Here is a 16983-nt window from a genome sequence, read left to right as displayed (position 1 = left end):
TTCCATCCGCGTAGACTCCGCGCGTGGCCAAGGTGACTCGGGATGACGTGGCAAGACTTGCGGGTACTTCGACCGCGGTCGTCAGCTATGTCATCAACAACGGACCCAGGCCGGTCGCCCCGGCCACGCGCGAGCGGGTACTCGCAGCGATCAAGGAGCTGGGCTACCGGCCCGACCGGGTCGCCCAGGCCATGGCGTCCCGGCGTACGGACCTCATAGGCATGATCGTGCCGGACGCGCGTCAGCCCTTCTTCGCGGAGATGACGCACGCCGTCGAACAGGCGGCGTCCGAGCGCGGAAAGATGGTCCTGGTCGGCAACTCCGACTACGTGGAGGAGCGCGAGACGCACTACCTCCGCGCCTTCCTCGGCATGCGGGTCTCCGGACTCATCCTCGTCAGCCACGGCCTGACCGACCAGGCCGCCGCCGAGATCGACGCGTGGGACGCCCGGGTGGTCCTGCTGCACGAGCGGCCCGAGGCCATCGACGACGTCGCGGTCGTCACGGACGACGTCGGCGGCGCGCAGCTCGCCACCCGCCACCTCCTCGAGCACGGCCACGAGTACGTGGCGTGTGTCGGCGGCACGGCGGAGACCCCGACCGTCGGCGACCCCGTCTCCGATCACGTCGAGGGCTGGCGGCGCGCGATGCGGGAGGCCGGACGGTCGGTCGAGGGCCGCCTCTTCGACGCCCCGTACAACCGCTACGACGCCTACCAGGTCGGCCTGGAGCTCCTGGCCCGTCCCGACCGGCCCACCGCGATCTTCTGCTCCACGGACGACCAGGCCATCGGCATCCTGCGGGCGGCGCGGGAGCTGCGCCTCGACGTGCCGGGCGAGCTGGCCGTCGCGGGATTCGACGACGTCAAGGAGGCGGGCCTCACGGATCCACCGCTGACGACGGTGGCGTCGGACCGGCCCGCGATGGCCCGCGCCGCGGTGGACCTGGTCCTTGACGACGGCCTGCGGGTCGCCGGGTCGCGGCGGGAGCGCCTGAAGCTGTTCCCGTCCCGGCTGGTCGTACGGCAGTCCTGCGGCTGCGCGTAACAGCGGCTGCGCGTAACACCGGGCCGCGCGGGACGGCACGCGCCTTTATATCGGGCATACGCACTTCTGCCGGGCTTCTCAGGACGTACTCAGGCAGCTCTCATGAACGCCCGACAGCCTCATAGTCATGACCGAGAGCTTCCGCCACAGCGGCGAGTACCCCCAGCAGCAGTCGGCAGCGCCTGTGCACCACGGCGGTACGCAGGGCGCGCACCCGCACGGCGCGTACCCGCCCCCGCCCGCTCACGCGCCGGAGGCCCCGCAGGCGCCCGCCCCGCGGCGCCGTCGCGTCAAGGGTCCCGCGGCCCTGCTCACCGCCGTCGCCATCGCGGCGGCCGCGGTGGGCGGTGGCACCGCGTACGCCGTGCAGACGCTCACCGACAAGGACGGCGGCTCCTCCGCCACCAGTACGAACGTCGTGCCGACGAGCAAGAAGGGCACCGTCGCCGGGGTCGCCGAGGCGGTCAGTCCCAGCATCGTCGAGATCAGTGCGTCGACCGCGCAGGGCAAGTCGACCGGCTCCGGCGTGATCACCAAGAGCGACGGCGAGATCGTCACCAACAACCACGTCATCGCAGGCGCCTCGTCGATCAAGGTGCGGACGAGCGACGGCAAGACGTACGCGGCCGACGCGGTCGGCACCGACAGCAAGAAGGACCTCGCGCTCATCCAGCTGAAGAACGCCGCGGGCCTGAAGCCCGCGACCCTCGGCAACTCCGACAACGTCAAGGTCGGCGACGAGGTCGTCGCCATCGGCTCGCCCGAGGGCCTGACCGGCACCGTCACCAGCGGCATCGTCTCCGCGCTCGACCGCGACGTCACGGTGGCCACGGGCGACGGCCAGGAGCCGCAGCAGAACCCGCGGGACGGCTGGCCCTTCGAGTTCGACGGGCGGCAGTTCAACGGCGACACCGGCTCGTCGAAGACCACGTACAAGGCGCTCCAGACCGACGCGTCGCTCAACCCCGGCAACTCCGGCGGCGCCCTCATCGACATGAACGGCAACATCATCGGCATCAACTCCGCGATGTACACGCCCGGTTCGTCGCAGGGGCAGAGCAGCGCCGAGACCGCGTCCGGCAGTGTCGGCCTCGGCTTCGCCATCCCGGTCGACACGGTCAAGGACGACCTCGGCAAGCTGCGGTCCGGCTCGACGACCTGATCCTCCGCAGCCGTACGCCCGGCCGCGCGCCGCACGTCCCTGGCCCGCGTGCGAGGCTGATACCGGCCCAGTCCGTCCCGTACCCGAGGAAGTCCGAAGCCCATGAGCCCCGCCGAAGGCGACCGCACCGGTGACCGCGAGCAGCAGCGCATCCTGATCGTGGACGACGAACCCGCCGTGCGCGAGGCGCTGCGGCGCAGCCTCGCCTTCGAGGGGTACGGCACGGAGGTCGCCGTCGACGGCGCGGACGCGCTCGACAAGGCCGCCGCGTACCGCCCCGACCTGGTCGTACTCGACATCCAGATGCCCCGCATGGACGGCCTCACCGCCGCGCGCAGGCTCCGCGCCACCGGGTCGACGACGCCGATCCTGATGCTGACCGCGCGCGACACGGTCGGCGACCGCGTCACCGGTCTCGACGCGGGCGCCGATGACTACCTGGTCAAGCCCTTCGAGCTGGACGAGCTCTTCGCCCGCATCCGGGCGCTGCTGCGCCGCAGTTCGTACGCCCCGGCCGGGCAGGCCGCCGACGGCGACATCCTCGCCTTCGCCGATCTGCGGATGGACCTGGCGACGCGCGAGGTCACGCGGGGCGAGCGGACCGTGGAGCTGACCCGCACCGAGTTCACCCTCCTGGAGATGTTCCTCGCGCATCCGCGCCAGGTCCTCACCCGTGAGCAGATCCTCAAGGCGGTGTGGGGCTTCGACTTCGAGCCGTCGTCCAACTCCCTCGACGTGTACGTCATGTACCTGCGGCGCAAGACGGAGGCGGGCGGCGAACCGCGCCTGGTGCACACGGTGCGGGGCGTGGGGTACGTGCTGCGGGGCGGGGAGTGAACCGGCTGGTCCGGAGGTTCCGGGCGTTGCCGCTGCGCTCGCGCCTGGCGTTGCTCGTGGCGACCGCGGTGGCGGTCGCGGTCGCGGCGGCGGCGGTGGTCTGCTGGTTCGTCGTACGCAAGGCGCTGGTGGACTCGCTGGACGACGCGCTCAGTGAGAACCGCGTGCCCGACGACTGGGTACGCCAGATGATCGACGACACCGGCGAGTGCCGGCGCACGATCCTCGCGCAGAACAACGAGGTGCCGAACCTCTTCAGGCAGACCGTGCAGGTCGTGGACCAGACCGGCGGCAGCTGCATCGTCCTCGGCAAGCAGCGCGTCGAGCTGAAGCCCCAGGACACCGAGGTCGCCCGCCGGAACGACCGGACCGCGTTCCACGACGGGACCGCGTCCAACGGCGCCCAGTACCGGGTTTTCACGTACCCCTTGGAGGGCACCCCGTACGCGGTCTCCGCGGCGCGCCCTCTCAGCGAGGTCGACGACACGCTGAGCAACCTCGTGCTCGTCCTCGTCTTCGTCGCGGGCGTCGGCGTACTCGGTGCCGGCGCCGCGGGTCTCTGGGCGGCCCGCACCGGCCTGCGCCCGGTCGACCAGCTCACCGCAGCCGTGGAACACGTCGCCCGCACCGAGGACTTGACCCTCCGGATCCCCGTCGAGGGCGACGACGAGATCGCCCGCCTCTCGGAGTCCTTCAACTCCATGGCCGCCGCGCTCGCCTCCTCGCGCGACCTCCAGCAGCAGCTGATCGCCGACGCGGGACACGAGCTGCGTACGCCGCTCACCTCGCTGCGGACCAACATCGAGCTGCTCGCCCGCAGCGAGGAGACGGGCCGGGCCATCCCGCCCGACGACCGCAAGGCGCTGCTCACCTCGGTCACCGCGCAGATGAGTGAACTGGCCGCGCTCATCGGCGACCTCCAGGAGCTCTCCCGGCCCGACGCCGCGGCCAGTGGCGGCAAGGTGCAGGTGGTCGCCCTGCACGAGATCACCAGGACGGCCATCGAGCGGGCCCGGCTGCGCGGCCCCGAGCTGACGATCACGGCGGAGCTCGCGCCCTGGTACGTACGCGCGGAACCGCCCGCCCTGGAGCGGGCCGTCGTCAACGTCCTGGACAACGCGGTGAAGTTCAGCCCGCCCCGCGGCACGGTGGAGGTCACCCTCGACCGCGGCCATCTGCGGGTGCGTGACCATGGGCCGGGCATTTCCGCGGACGAACTGCCGCACGTCTTCGACCGGTTCTGGCGCTCACCGGGTGCACGCTCCCTGCCGGGCTCGGGCCTCGGCCTGTCCATCGTGGCGCGCACGGTGCAGCAGTGCGGCGGCGAGGTGGCGCTGCGGGCGGCGGACGGGGGCGGCACGGAGGCTTCGGTGCGGCTGCCGGGGGCGCCGACTCCGCCCCCTTCGGAGGCGACGGCCTCCTGAATCCCGCGACCGGCGCCACGGCCCGCCGGGGAGGCCCCGGTCTGTCTAAGACAGACCCTAGTCGCCGATCCCGATCCCGGCCCCCGCTATCCGCACCCGGATGCCCTCCTTCTCCACCTTCACGTCCTGGAGCGCCATCGTGCCGGTGCCCGGCAGTTTCGGCAGCTGGAAGGCGAGGGTGAGGCGGTCGGCGAGGACGGGGCGGGTGAGGCCCGCGAGGCCCTTGAGGAGGGCGGGGTCGAGGCCGAGCTTCTTGAGGAGCTCGGGGTGGCCCATCGCGACGTCGATGAGGTTGAGGCCCATCACGTCGTTCACGAACTTCGGCGATCCGGTGAGTTCGTTGAGTTTGGCGTCGCTCTTCAGGGCCCCGCGCACCACGTCGTCCGGGACGCCGAGGCGCTTGACGATCGCCGGGACGGAGAGCAGCGCCTTCGCCTTCGACGTCTCCTCGGCCACTCGGTCGGCGGACTCCTTCGACAGGTGCAGGCCCTCCGTCTCGCGCGTGCCAGGACGGTAGGTCGCGAGGTCGCCGAGTTGCAGGCGCATGCCGCCGATGTCGGTGGAGACGCCGCGGTCGCCGTTGCGCTGGATGCGGGCGTCGGCGCGGACCTTCAGGTCGTGGCCCGCGACGGGCAGCGTGCCGCGGGCGAGCACCTCGTCGTGGCCGCGGCCGGTGAACGTGACCTGGGAGGCGCCCAGTTCGCGGTTGAGGTCGTCGAAGGAGAGCAGGACCTCGCCCTTCATCTCGCCGATGCGGGCGCCCGTGATCGAGGTCGGCCCGTCGCCTTCGATGGTCACGTCCGTGGCGGTCGCGGAGACCTTGGCGAGGGAGATCCGGTCGGCGGCGACGTCCGGGACGGTGACCTTGACCTTGTCCACGCGCTTGTCGAGTACCTGGGTGAGGAAGGGAAACCCCTCGATGTCGACCTCGGGTGCCGCGCTCAGGTGCATCTGGTCCTTGAGCTTCTCCGCGGCCTCGTGCTCGGCGTAGAGGAGGGCCCAGCGGTCGCCGAGTGCGAGGAACGCGGTGGCGACGAGGACGGCGACCAGGGCCTTCGCGGCGAGCGGCAGGCCCGCGAACCGGGTGCGGCGCCGACCGCGGCCACGGGCGCGCCGGCTGCCGCGGCGGTGGTTGGGCGGCGTCCAGGGGGTCTCGGCGTCCTTCGCGTCCTTCTCGTCGTGGAGGAACTCCTCCAGCGGGTTCGGCGCGAGCGCGGCCAGCTCGTCGTACGGGTTGGCGTACTTGGCGGCGGGCAGTTCGGCGGTGTCGTCCGGCTGATCGTTACGGTCGTCGAGCGGGGCATCCGAGGGACGCGGGGCCATGCGGTGGGGGGAACGCATCAAGTGATCTCACCATACGTTCACACCCCACCCCAAGCCTTACACCCGGTAACACCCGGTATCGGCCGGTTCCCGTTAACGCGCTGTTTTCAAGCTCACGTCACTTCCGGGCCACCGGCCGGAAACCGGCGTGACGTCCGTTACCACCGGCCTGCCCCGCGCCTACTTGACGACCGTGATCCGGTCGGCCTTCGGCGGTGCGATCGGCTTGTCCGCCGAGGAGTTGGCGCTCATGTAGTCGCTCAACGCCTTCAGGTCGTCGCTGCCGACGAGCGGCTTCGTGCCCTTGCCGAGCTCGGCGAAACCGTCGCCGCCGCCCGCGAGGAAGGAGTTCATCGCGACGCGGTAGGTGGCCGCCGGGTCGATCGCCTTGCCGTTCAGCCTGATCGAGTCGGCGACGACCCGGTCCGTGCCCGACTTGGTCATGTCCAGCGTGTACGTCAGCCCTTCGGAGACCTGAAGGATCTTCGGTGAGGCCTCGTTGCTGCCACTGACCTGCTGCTTCAGGCCGGCGACGAGTTGCGCGCCGGTCAGGTCGACCAGATTGACGGTGTTGCTGAACGGCTGCACGGTGAACGCCTCGCCGTAGGTGACGACGCCGTCACCCTCGGCGCCGCTCGCCTTGAAGACGATGTCGGAGCGGATGCCGCCCGGGTTCATCAGCGCGAGATCGGCCTCGGGGTCGAGGGACTTGGCGTGCGCGAGCTGCGCGTCGGAGATGAGGTCGCCGAGCGGGGACTCGGGGACGCCCGCGCCGCGGCCGGGGATGTCCGCCGAGATGTAGCCGACGGGCCTGTTGGCGACGGGCGCGGCGAGCTTGTCCCAGCGCCCGATGAGTGAGGTCATGTCGGGGGCCTTGGCCTGCTCCCGGCTGACGACGTGGTTCGCCGACTTCACGCTGGTGCGCACGACGTCCTTGGTCCTGCGGTCGTACGTGAGCGTCGTGTCCGTGTAGAGCTTCCCGAAGGACGACGCGGAGGTCACCATGCGCGGGTTGCCGGCCGGGTCCGGGATCGTACAGACGTACGCGTTGTGCGTGTGGCCGGTGACAAGGGCGTCGACCTTGGGCGTGATGCCCTTGGCGATGGTGGTGATCGGGCCCGAGATGCCGTCGCCCGCGCCCGGGGAGTCGCAGTCGTAGTTGTACGTCTGGCTCTTCGGCACGCCGCCCTCGTGGATGAGGGTGACGATGGACTTCACGCCCTGCTTGTCGAGGATCTTCGCGTACTTGTTGACGGTCTCGATCTCGTCGTGGAACTTCAGCCCCTTGACGCCGTCGGCGGAGACGATGTCCGGGGTGCCTTCGAGGGTGACGCCGATGAAGCCGACCTTCACGCCCTTGTGCTTCCACACCCAGTACGGCTTGAGGACCGGCTTGCCCGTCCTCTCGCTCGTGACGTTCGCGGCGAGGTAGGGGTAGTCGGCGCCCTCGAACTTCTTGCCCTTGCCGTGCTTGTCCTTCTCGAAGCAGCCGTCCTTGGGATGGCAGCCACCGTTCTGCATGCGGGCCAGTTCGGCGGCGCCCTCGTCGAACTCGTGGTTGCCGACGCTGGTGACGTCCAGGTCGAGCTTGTTCATCGCCTCGACGGTCGGCTCGTCGTGGAAGAGCCCGGAGAGCAGCGGGCTGGCCCCGATGAGGTCGCCCGCGGCGGCGGTGACGCTGTAGGGGTGGCCCTTGCGCGCGGTCCGCAGCGACGTGGCGAGGTACTCGGCGCCGCCCGCGTCGATCTTCTTCTCGGTCCCGTCGGCCTGCTTCTCCGTGACCTGCCCGGAGGAGCCCGCGGGCGGCTGCAGATTGCCGTGGAAGTCGTTGAAGGACAGCAACTGCACGTCGACCGTGCGGCTCTTGCCGCCCCTTCCGCCGTCCCCGTGGTCCTGCCCGGCCCCGGCGGGCAGCGCTGCCGCCATCGCGCCGACCGTGGCGAGCCCTGCCGCCACGGCGAGGACGTGGGTGGCACGGCGCCTGGGCCTTCGGTGTTTCGCTATGGCGGACACGTGTTCCCCCGGGATGGTGTGAGAAGAATGGGACCGTCGGCAGCCTAGAGTCAACGCGCGTAGCGGAACAGAGGGTTGCCGGTTACATCCTGGTGTCGGGGCACGGACCGGCGGGAGGACGTCGTTCCGGGGGGTGACGGGGATGACCGATGGCGGGCTTCCGGCATGGTTCCGCCCGGGGGCGCCCCGCCGCAACCCGTACGCTCGACTCATGACTGACGACCGGCCCGCCGAGGCACCCGCGCCCCTCCGGAAGATCGACACCCTCGACGCGCTCTCCCCCGCGCAGGCCGACGCCGTGCTCGGGCTGCTCGCCGAGGCCGCCCGCACGGACGGCCAGCAGGCGGTCTCCGAGCAGGGGCGGCTGCAGCTCAGGGGCGGCGCACGCGACGGCGTCCGGCATCTGCTGCTCGGCGTGGGCGACGACCTCGTCGGATACGCGCAGCTGGAGGACACCGACCCGGTGGAGGCGCCCGCCGCCGAGCTCGTCGTGCACCCCGGGCGGCGCGGACACGGGCACGGCAGGGCGCTCGGCGCGGCACTGCTCGCCGAGTCGGGGCGGCGCCTGCGCGTCTGGGCGCACGGCGGGCACTCCGCCGCCCGGCACCTGGCGCAGGTCCTCGGCCTCGCGCTCTTCCGCGAACTGCGGCAGATGCGGCGCCCGTTGACCGACCTCGACCTGCCCGACCCGGTCCTCCCCGAGGGCGTGACCATCCGCGCCTTCGTGCCGGGCCAGGACGACGCGGCCTGGCTCGCGGTGAACGCCGAGGCCTTCGCGCACCACCCCGAGCAGGGCTCCCTCACCCAGCGCGACCTGGACGACCGCAAGGCCGAGCCGTGGTTCGACCCGGCGGGCTTCTTCCTCGCCGAGCGCGAGAGCGACGGCGAACTGATCGGCTTCCACTGGACCAAGGTCCACGAGCAGGAACGTCTCGGCGAGGTGTACGTGGTCGGCGTGCGGCCCGGCGCGCAGGGCGGCGGCCTCGGCAAGGCGCTGACCACGACGGGGCTGCGCCACCTCGCGCGGGCCGGCCTGCCGACCGCGATGCTCTACGTCGACGCGGACAACAAGGCCGCCGTGAATGTCTACGAACGGCTCGGCTTCGTCACGCACGAGACGGATCTGATGTACCGCACGGAGTCCTGACCGGCGGATTCACCCGCGTAACCGGTCACCTAACTAGTCACGTAACCGGTCAGTCGAGGGGCGGCGTCACTTGACGCCGCCCCTCTTTTCCACCACCCTTTCACTACTCAATTAGTGAAAGGGTGGTGGAAGGCAGTGGTCGAGTACCGGATCGACCGGCGCAGCGGCGTCGCCACCTATCTCCAGATCGTCCAGCAGACCCGGCAGGCCCTGCGCCTCGGTCTGCTGGAACCCGGCGACAAACTGCCCACGGCCCGCGAGGTGGTCGAGGCCACCGCCATCAACCCGAACACCGTGCTGAAGGCCTACCGCGAGCTGGAGCGGGAGGGCCTGGTCGAGGCGCGGCGCGGCCTCGGCACCTTCGTGCGCCGGACGTTGGGCAGCGCACCGGCCGACTCGCCGCTGCGGGGGGAGCTCGCCGAGTGGGCCGCGCGGGCGCGCCGGGCGGGTCTGGAGAGGGACGACGTGGCGGCGCTGTTCACGGCCGTACTGGAAGAGCAGTTCGGCGAACGGCAGAGCCGAGTTCAGGAACACGAGGGGGACCGAGCATGACCGACACCGCCATAGCGGCGACCGCACTGACCAAACGCTTCGGGCGGGGCCGATACGCCCTGCGGGACTGCACGTTCCGCCTGCCCACCGGCCGCGTCTGCGCGCTCGTCGGCCCGAACGGCGCGGGCAAGTCGACCCTGCTCACCCTCGCGGCGGGCCTCGACCGCCCCACCGAGGGCACGATCAGCGTCCTGGGCACGGGCCCCGCGAAGGCGCGGGAGCGCATCGCGTACGTCGCCCAGGACAAGCCGCTCCATCCGCAGCTGACCATCGCGGACACCCTGCGGCTCGGCGCCGAACTGAACGCCCACATCTGGGACATGGAGGCCGCCGAACGCATCGTGAGTGTCGGCGGTCTCGACCGCACCGCCCGCGTCCGTACCCTCTCCGGCGGCCAGCGCACCCGCGTCGCCCTCGCCCTCGCCCTCGGCAAGCGCGCCGAACTCCTGCTCCTCGACGAGCCGATGGCCGACCTCGACCCGCTCGCCAGGCACCAGCTCATGGGCACCCTGATGGCGGAGGCCGCCGAGCACGGTACGACGGTGGTCATGTCCTCGCACATCGTGAGCGAACTGGCGGACGCCTGCGACTACTTGCTCCTCGTGTCCGGCGGCGGCATCCGGCTAGCCGGTGGCATCGACGACCTGATCGGCGCGCACCGCCTGGTCACGGGCCGCGGCCCGGCCGACCTTCTCCACCCGCACACCGTCGTCGAGTCCCGCGCCGCGGGGCGCGGCCTGACCGCGCTGATCCGCACCGAGGGCCCGGTCCCCGACGGCTGGGACGTCGAAGAACCTTCCCTGGAGGAACTGTTGCTGGCCCACCTGCGCGCACCACAGGCGCCGCCGCTCCTCTCCCCCGGCAGCACGCCCCGGGAGCACGGTGCGCAGGATCTGGGGGTGTCCGCGTGACCGCGACGACGACCGTGCCCGCCGAGCGGCAGGGCCGCCGTGCCGCCTTCGCCCTCCCGGGCCCGTACCGTGCGGTGCTGCGCCAGCACCGCACGGCCCTGTGGATCCTGTTCGGCCTGTTCGCGCTCGGCGCCGCCGCACTGGCCGCCGACCGGCTGTGGGTGGGCCACGCCGCCGACGTCTTCGCGGCGACGGACTGCGTCATCAGCAAGACCACGGCGGACTGCGGCGGCCCGGTCCGCGGCTACCTCGACGCCGAGCTCCAGTTCGGCAGGAACCTCGACTACGCGGGCATGGCCATGCTCGGCCTGCCCTGCCTGATCGGGGCGTTCGTGGCGGGCCCGATCGTCGCGCGGGACCTGGAGTCGGGCACGTACAAATGGGCGTGGACGCAGTCGGTCACCCCGGCCCGCTGGCTCGGCGCCCGGCTTGCCGTGTGTGCCGGGCTCGTGGTGAGCGGAGTGGTCCTGTTCACCGCGGTCCAGCGCTGGGCGTGGTCCACCGGTCCCGAGCTCGAATACGTCCGGGCACCCTGGTACGAGCGGGCCATGTACGGCTCCCTGGGCACGGTCGGCATCGGGTACGCCCTGCTCGGCCTCGCCATCGGCGCCCTCACCGGGCTCCTGGTGCGCCGCGTGCTGCCCGCGATGGCGGTCGCCACGGCCGTCACCTTGGGCGTGATCGTCCTGCTGCCGCTGGCCCGCCCGCACCTGTGGGCCAGCGAGACGGCGACCTGGGCCCGCACGTATTCCGGGGCCACCACGCCCAACTTCGGGCTCCCACTGGAACACGGCATGCTCAGAGCCGACGGAGAACGGCTCCCGGACTCGCTGTGCTGGAGCCCGGACCCGGAAAGGTGCTACGACGAACACCAAGTCACCGGCTGGTACGCCGACTTCCACCCCTCGTCGCACTTCTGGCCCCTCCAGCTCGTGGAGACCGGCATCCTGCTGGCCCTGGCCGCCGCCGTCACCTACGCGGCATTCCGCCTCCTGCGCCGCCGCGCGGCCTGAACCGTACGGTCAACGAAGGCCCCCGCGCCGTGGACGCCCGGGGGCCTTCGGCCGATGTCCCGCACGTCATGTCGCCGTAACCGCTCATTCAGACAGGCTTGCGACGCTCGCTCAATGCAGCCCGCCGAGCCCGACCCGTCCCCGGAGAACGGGAGCGCTTCCCAGGCAAACGGGAAGCTCCACCTCGCTCCCGCGCTCTCCGACGCGCCCATCGTCGCGCCCGGGCGGAAGAATGGCCGTATGAGCCAGCAGAACACGCAGGGACTTGTCCAGCACGCCCAGCCTTCCGTGGGTTCCATCGCCGCGCACCGCCCCGCCACCATCGCCGCCACCGTCTCCGACCTCGACCCCGACATCGACGCCGACCTCGACGCGTACGACGAGGACGCCGCGGTCGGGCACGACGGCGCCGAGCTGCCGCAGGGCCGTTTCCTGGACCGGGAGCGCAGCTGGCTCGCCTTCAACGAGCGGGTACTCGAACTCGCCGAGGACCCGCAGACCCCGCTGCTCGAACGGGCGAACTTCCTGGCGATCTTCGCCTCGAACCTCGACGAGTTCTTCATGGTCCGCGTCGCGGGGCTCAAGCGCCGCATCGCGACCGGCGTCGCCACCCGATCGGCCTCGGGGCTCCAGCCCCGCGAGGTCCTCGAACTCATCTGGAACCGCTCCCGCGAGCTCATGGCCCGGCACGCCGCCTGCTACCAGGACGACGTCGCGCCCGGCCTCGCCGACGAGGGCATCCACCTGGTGCGCTGGCACGAGCTGACCGAGAAGGAGCAGTCCCGGCTCTTCACGCTCTTCCGGCAGCAGATCTTCCCCGTCCTGACCCCGTTGGCCGTGGACCCCGCGCACCCCTTCCCGTACATCTCGGGGCTCTCCCTGAACCTCGCCGTGGTGGTCCGCAACCCGGTCTCCGGACACCAGCACTTCGCTCGCGTGAAGGTTCCTCCGCTGCTCTCGCGGTTCCTTGAGGCGTCCCCGCAGCGCTACGTCCCCATAGAGGACGTCATCGCCGCGCCCGCGCACCTCCAGGAGCTCTTCCCCGGCATGGAGATCCAGGAGCACCACATGTTCCGGCTCACCAGGAACGAGGATCTCGAGGTCGAGGAGGACGACGCGGAGAACCTGCTCCAGGCCCTGGAGAAGGAGCTCATGCGGCGCCGCTTCGGGCCGCCGGTGCGTCTGGAGGTCGAGGAGTCCATCGCCCCGAACGTGCTCAGCCTGCTGGTGCGCGAGCTGAAGATCAGCGAGGCCGAGGTGTACCCGCTGCCCGGCCCGCTCGACCTCACCGGCCTCTTCAGCATCGCCAAGCTGGACCGGCCCGAGCTGAAGTACCCCAAGTTCGTGGCGGGCACCCACCGCGACCTCGCCGAGGTCGAGTCGGCGTCCGCGCCCGACATCTTCGCAGCCCTTCGCGAACGCGACGTACTCCTGCATCACCCGTACGACTCGTTCTCGACGTCCGTGCAGGCGTTCCTTGAGCAGGCCGCGTCCGACCCGGACGTGCTCGCCATCAAGCAGACGCTGTACCGCACCTCGGGCGACTCCCCGATAGTCGACGCGCTCATCGACGCCGCCGAGTCCGGCAAGCAGGTCCTCGTCCTCGTCGAGATCAAGGCGCGCTTCGACGAGCAGGCCAACATCAAGTGGGCCCGCAAGCTGGAGGAGGCCGGCTGCCACGTGGTCTACGGCATCGTCGGCCTGAAGACCCACTGCAAGCTCTCCCTCGTCGTGCGCCAGGAGGGCGAGACCCTCATCCGCTACTCGCACGTGGGCACCGGCAACTACCACCCCAAGACCGCCCGCCTCTACGAGGACCTGGGTCTGCTCACCTCCAACGCGGAGGTCGGCGCGGACCTCTCCGACCTCTTCAACCGGCTCTCCGGCTACTCGCGCCGCGAGACCTACCGCCGGCTGCTCGTGGCCCCCAAGTCCCTGCGCGACGGTCTCGTCTCCCGCATCGAGAAGGAGATCCAGCACCACAGGGCGGGCCGCCCCGCCCACGTCCGCATCAAGGTCAACTCGATGGTCGACGAGGCCATCGTGGACGCGCTGTACCGCGCGTCGCAGGCGGGCGTGGAGGTGGACGTGTGGGTGCGCGGCATCTGCGCGGTGCGCCCCGGCGTCGAGGGGCTCTCGGAGAACATCCGCGTACGCTCCGTCCTCGGCCGCTTCCTCGAGCACTCCCGCGTCTTCGCCTTCGGCAACGGCGGCGAACCGGAGGTGTGGATCGGCAGCGCCGACATGATGCACCGCAATCTCGACCGCCGTATCGAGGCGCTGGTCAGGGTCCAGGACCCGGCGCACCGGACGGCCCTCAGCCGGCTCCTGGAGACCGGCATGTCGGACACCACCGCCTCCTGGCACCTGGGCGCGGACGGCAACTGGACCCGCCACGCGGCGGACCCGGAAGGCCAGCCCCTGCGGAACGTACAGGAGATGCTCATAGACGCCCGGAGGCGCCGGCGTGGCACAGCAACACCGTGAGATGACGACGGACACCGATACGCGGCCGGGGCCGGGACAGGGGCCCGCGGGCGATGCCCTGACGGCCTACCTCCAGGACCGGGCGACGGACTTCCTCCGCTCGCTGCGGCTGCACCGCGAGGCCTCGACGGACGCGCAGGGTGCCGAGGAGGCCCTGGAGGCGGCCCGCTCGCTGCGGCGCGCGGCCCGCCGCATCGGCGGCACGCTGCACACGTTCCGTCCGCTCCTGGACGCGGAGTGGTCCGCCTCGCTCCGCCCCGAACTGGCCTGGCTCTCGGGCACGTTGGCCCAGGAACACGCCTACGCGACGCGCCTCGAGCGCCTCCTTGAGGCGCTGCACCGGCTGTCGGGGGTGCCGGAGGCGCCGCTGCCCGCGGCCGCACCGCGTGCGGCGGCCGTCGCCGCCGTGTCCGCAGGCCCCGGCGCCCCCGCGGGCAGGCGTTCCGCCGGAAGTCCGTCCCGGCCGGCGGGGCACTGGGGGAGGAACGGCTGGGCGCAGCCCCAGTCGCAGTCGCGATCGCAGCCGCAGAATGCGGTGCCGGGGTCGCGTGACGAGAGCGCCGCCCCGCGCGGCCTCGCGGTGGGCGCGGCCAAGGCCGCGGCTCTCCTCGAACGGCAGCTGACCCTCGCCAGGACGCGGGCCCACTCCACCGCCCTCCAGGCCCTCGGCTCCTCCCGCTTCCACGCCGTCGCGGACCACGTGGCCGTGCTGGCCAGCGAGGTCCCGTTCAGCGGCGCCACGGACGACCTGGAGCGCCTGGCCGCCGCGGCCGGGGCGAACCTCGCCGAAGCGGTCGCCGTGCTCCCCCTCGGCCAGGCGGGCCACCCCTACAACGCGGGCGCGCTCGTCCACGGCCTCGCGGCCGACGCGGCCCCCGACGCGCAGGACGCCCCCTGGCTGAAGGTCCGCTCGCTGCTGCGCCTGCACCGGTACGCCCAGGAGGTCGTCCTCGGCCACGCGTCCCCGGAGCCCCGCCTCGCGGACGCCGGACACGCCCTGAACGTCCACCGCGAGGCGGCCTCAGCGGCGGCCGCGGCGGCGCACGCGGCCCGCACCCCGCGCATCGCCCCGGCCACCGCGTACGCCCTGGGTGTGCTCCACGCCGATCAGCGCCACGATGTGGAGGCGGCACGTTTCGCCTTCCAGCAGGCGTGGCTGCGCGAGGAGGTGCGGGCCCAGTGACGTACGACGCGCGGGAGCGGACCGTGCTGGCGGCGGGCTGCGTCCTGTGGCGCCCGGCGCCCGCCCACGACGGTGGCGGCGGCATCGAGATCGCCCTGGTCCACCGCCCCAAGTGGTCCGACTGGTCCCACCCCAAGGGCAAGCTCAAACGTGCGGAATCGGCCGCCGACGCGGCCGTACGGGAAGTCCTTGAAGAGACCGGCATGCGGTGCGAGCTCGGCGCGGAGCTGTCCACGGCCCGTTACCGGGACGCCCAGGGGAACCCCAAGGAGGTGCGCTACTGGGCCGCGGAGGCGGTCGGCGGCACCTTCGTGCCCAACTCCGAGGTCTCGCACCTGCGGTGGCTCTCCCCGGAGGCGGCCCGCCGGCAGCTGACCCGCCCGCGCGACGCGGACCTGGTCACCGAGCTGCTCGCCGTGCTGCACCCGTAAAGCAACTCGCCTCCCTCACTCAGCGCACGCGAGCCACTACTTTTCGTAGCGAAACGCCTAACCAGGCCGACCGCCGAGGTTCACCCGCCGTTCACTCGTGCCCATCGGCCGCTTCACTTGCCCTGCCTAATTTCGGCCTTACAACACGACGCAAGTCATCGCACGCCGCCAGCAAAGGGTCGGCGGCTCCCGGAAGGAAGACCCGAAGTGAAGCTTCAGCGCAAGAACCGGCTCCGCGCCCTCTCCCTCGGCGCCCTCGCCGTCTCCGGCGCCCTGGCCCTCACGGCGTGCGGCTCCGACGACACGAGCGAGGGTGGCGGCGGCAAGGAGACCAACGCCAACGCCAACATCAAGTGCGAGGACGCCAAGGGCCGGCTCGCGGCCTCCGGCTCGTCCGCGCAGAAGAACGCGATCGACGCCTGGCGGAAGGTCTACACGACCAACTGCAAGGACGTGCAGCTGAACTACAACCCGACGGGCTCGGGCGCCGGCATCACCGCGTTCACCCAGGGCCAGACCGCGTTCGCCGGTTCCGACTCGGCGCTGAAGCCCGAGGAGATCGAGAAGTCGAAGAAGGTCTGCACGGGCAGCCAGGCCATCGACCTGCCCATGGTGGGCGGCCCGATCGCCATCGGCTACAACGTCCCCGGCGTCGACAGCCTGACCCTGGACGCCAAGACCCTGGCCGACATCTTCAACGACAAGATCAAGAGCTGGGACGACAAGGCGATCGCGAAGCTCAACCCCGACGCCAAGCTCCCCAAGACCAAGATCCAGGCCTTCCACCGCTCCGACGAGTCCGGCACCACGGACAACTTCACCAAGTACCTGAAGGGCGCCGCCCCCAGCGCCTGGCCTTACGAGCCGGGCAAGTCGTGGGAGCCCAAGGGCGGCCAGTCCGCGAACGGCTCCGCCGGTGTCTCGGGCCAGGTCAAGCAGACCCCGGGCGCCATCTCGTACTTCGAGCTCTCCTACGCCGGTGAGGGCGTCAAGACCGTCGACGTGAAGACGGGCGCCAAGGAGCCGGTCAAGGCCACCGTCGAGAACGCCTCCAAGGCGATCGCCGAGGCGAAGATCAAGGGCAAGGGCAAGGACCTCGCCCTCGACCTGAACTACAAGCCGACCGCCGAGGGCGCCTACCCGATCACCCTGGTGACGTACGAGGTCGTCTGCGAGAAGGGCAACAAGGCGGAGACGCTCGCCGCCACCAAGTCCTTCCTGACCTACATCGCCAGCGAGGACGGCCAGAACGTCCTCAAGGAGAACGACTACGCGCCGATCCCGGCCGAGATCATCACCAAGGTCCGCTCCACCGTCGCGAGCCTGAGCTAGCTGAACCGAGTGCGGCCGGCCCCGCCACGCCAGACACCCTCTGGGGCCGGGCCGGCCGCACCGTCCGGTGCACCGCCGCCACGGAGCGCCTGCGTCACGCACGGCAGCTCCGCAGACCGGAG

The 16983-nt window shown here is 71.4% G+C and carries 14 protein-coding genes; 12 read left to right on the top strand and 2 right to left on the bottom strand.

The features are described from left to right. Positions 1-23 precede the first annotated feature (23 nt). The 4 genes from AC07DI_RS33915 to AC07DI_RS33900 all read left to right on the top strand — a co-directional run bounded on the left by AC07DI_RS33915 (position 24) and on the right by AC07DI_RS33900 (position 4469). Positions 24-1046, top strand: coding sequence for a LacI family DNA-binding transcriptional regulator (locus AC07DI_RS33915; RefSeq protein ID WP_384261515.1), 1023 nt, complete (start codon positions 24-26; stop codon positions 1044-1046). A 127-nt stretch (positions 1047-1173) separates the two neighbouring features. Further along, positions 1174-2208: a S1C family serine protease gene (locus tag AC07DI_RS33910; RefSeq protein ID WP_478908459.1), complete on the top strand. Its 1035-nt coding sequence runs from the start codon at positions 1174-1176 to the stop codon at positions 2206-2208. Positions 2209-2310: 102 nt separating this feature from the next. Beyond that, positions 2311-3045 (top strand): response regulator transcription factor, encoded by a 735-nt coding sequence (locus AC07DI_RS33905; protein WP_384261510.1) that lies wholly within the window; start codon positions 2311-2313, stop codon positions 3043-3045. Then, the gene (locus AC07DI_RS33900) at positions 3042-4469 is read left to right on the top strand and encodes a HAMP domain-containing sensor histidine kinase (protein ID WP_478908458.1); all 1428 of its coding nucleotides are present in this window, start codon (positions 3042-3044) and stop codon (positions 4467-4469) included. The genes AC07DI_RS33905 and AC07DI_RS33900 overlap by 4 nt, the downstream gene beginning before the upstream one ends. Before the next feature lie 57 nt (positions 4470-4526). Here the strand turns inward: AC07DI_RS33900 and AC07DI_RS33895 are convergent, their stop codons facing one another. Both AC07DI_RS33895 and AC07DI_RS33890 read right to left on the bottom strand, forming a co-directional pair. Beyond that, the gene (locus tag AC07DI_RS33895; RefSeq protein WP_478908457.1) at positions 4527-5810 is read right to left on the bottom strand and encodes an LmeA family phospholipid-binding protein; all 1284 of its coding nucleotides are present in this window, start codon (positions 5808-5810) and stop codon (positions 4527-4529) included. A 162-nt stretch (positions 5811-5972) separates the two neighbouring features. Then, positions 5973-7805 carry a bifunctional metallophosphatase/5'-nucleotidase gene (locus tag AC07DI_RS33890; RefSeq protein ID WP_478908455.1) on the bottom strand — a complete coding sequence of 611 codons (1833 nt, stop codon included), beginning with the start codon at positions 7803-7805 and terminating at the stop codon, positions 5973-5975. Between the two features lie 211 nt (positions 7806-8016). On the opposite strand from AC07DI_RS33890, the gene mshD reads away from it, so the two are divergent. The 8 genes from mshD to pstS all read left to right on the top strand — a co-directional run bounded on the left by mshD (position 8017) and on the right by pstS (position 16861). Then, entirely contained in the window at positions 8017-8952 is a 936-nt protein-coding gene (mshD, locus tag AC07DI_RS33885) for a mycothiol synthase (RefSeq protein WP_384261501.1), read from the top strand. Between the two features lie 135 nt (positions 8953-9087). Next, entirely contained in the window at positions 9088-9504 is a 417-nt protein-coding gene (locus AC07DI_RS33880) for a GntR family transcriptional regulator (RefSeq protein WP_478908453.1), read from the top strand. Further along, positions 9501-10415, top strand: a complete 915-nt coding sequence (locus tag AC07DI_RS33875; protein WP_478908452.1) for an ABC transporter ATP-binding protein — start codon at positions 9501-9503, stop codon at positions 10413-10415. Before AC07DI_RS33880 ends, AC07DI_RS33875 begins: the two co-directional genes overlap by 4 nt. Continuing rightward, positions 10412-11428 (top strand): hypothetical protein, encoded by a 1017-nt coding sequence (locus tag AC07DI_RS33870; RefSeq protein ID WP_478908450.1) that lies wholly within the window; start codon positions 10412-10414, stop codon positions 11426-11428. The genes AC07DI_RS33875 and AC07DI_RS33870 overlap by 4 nt, the downstream gene beginning before the upstream one ends. A gap of 114 nt (positions 11429-11542) precedes the next feature. Next, entirely contained in the window at positions 11543-13915 is a 2373-nt protein-coding gene (locus AC07DI_RS33865) for an RNA degradosome polyphosphate kinase (protein WP_478908448.1), read from the top strand. Continuing rightward, on the top strand, positions 13896-15098 hold the full coding sequence (locus AC07DI_RS33860) for a CHAD domain-containing protein (RefSeq protein ID WP_478908447.1): 1203 nt from the start codon (positions 13896-13898) through the stop codon (positions 15096-15098). The genes AC07DI_RS33865 and AC07DI_RS33860 overlap by 20 nt, the downstream gene beginning before the upstream one ends. After that, a complete protein-coding gene (locus AC07DI_RS33855) occupies positions 15095-15529 on the top strand; it encodes an NUDIX hydrolase (protein WP_478908445.1) in 435 nt (144 codons plus the stop codon). Before AC07DI_RS33860 ends, AC07DI_RS33855 begins: the two co-directional genes overlap by 4 nt. A 207-nt stretch (positions 15530-15736) precedes the next feature. Continuing rightward, positions 15737-16861, top strand: coding sequence for a phosphate ABC transporter substrate-binding protein PstS (gene pstS, locus AC07DI_RS33850; protein WP_384261484.1), 1125 nt, complete (start codon positions 15737-15739; stop codon positions 16859-16861). Positions 16862-16983 lie beyond the last annotated feature (122 nt).

The organism is Streptomyces sp. NPDC044106, assembly GCF_056433985.1.
Note: the sequence above shows the minus strand (reverse complement) of the source record. Positions and strands in the feature narration are given on the sequence as shown.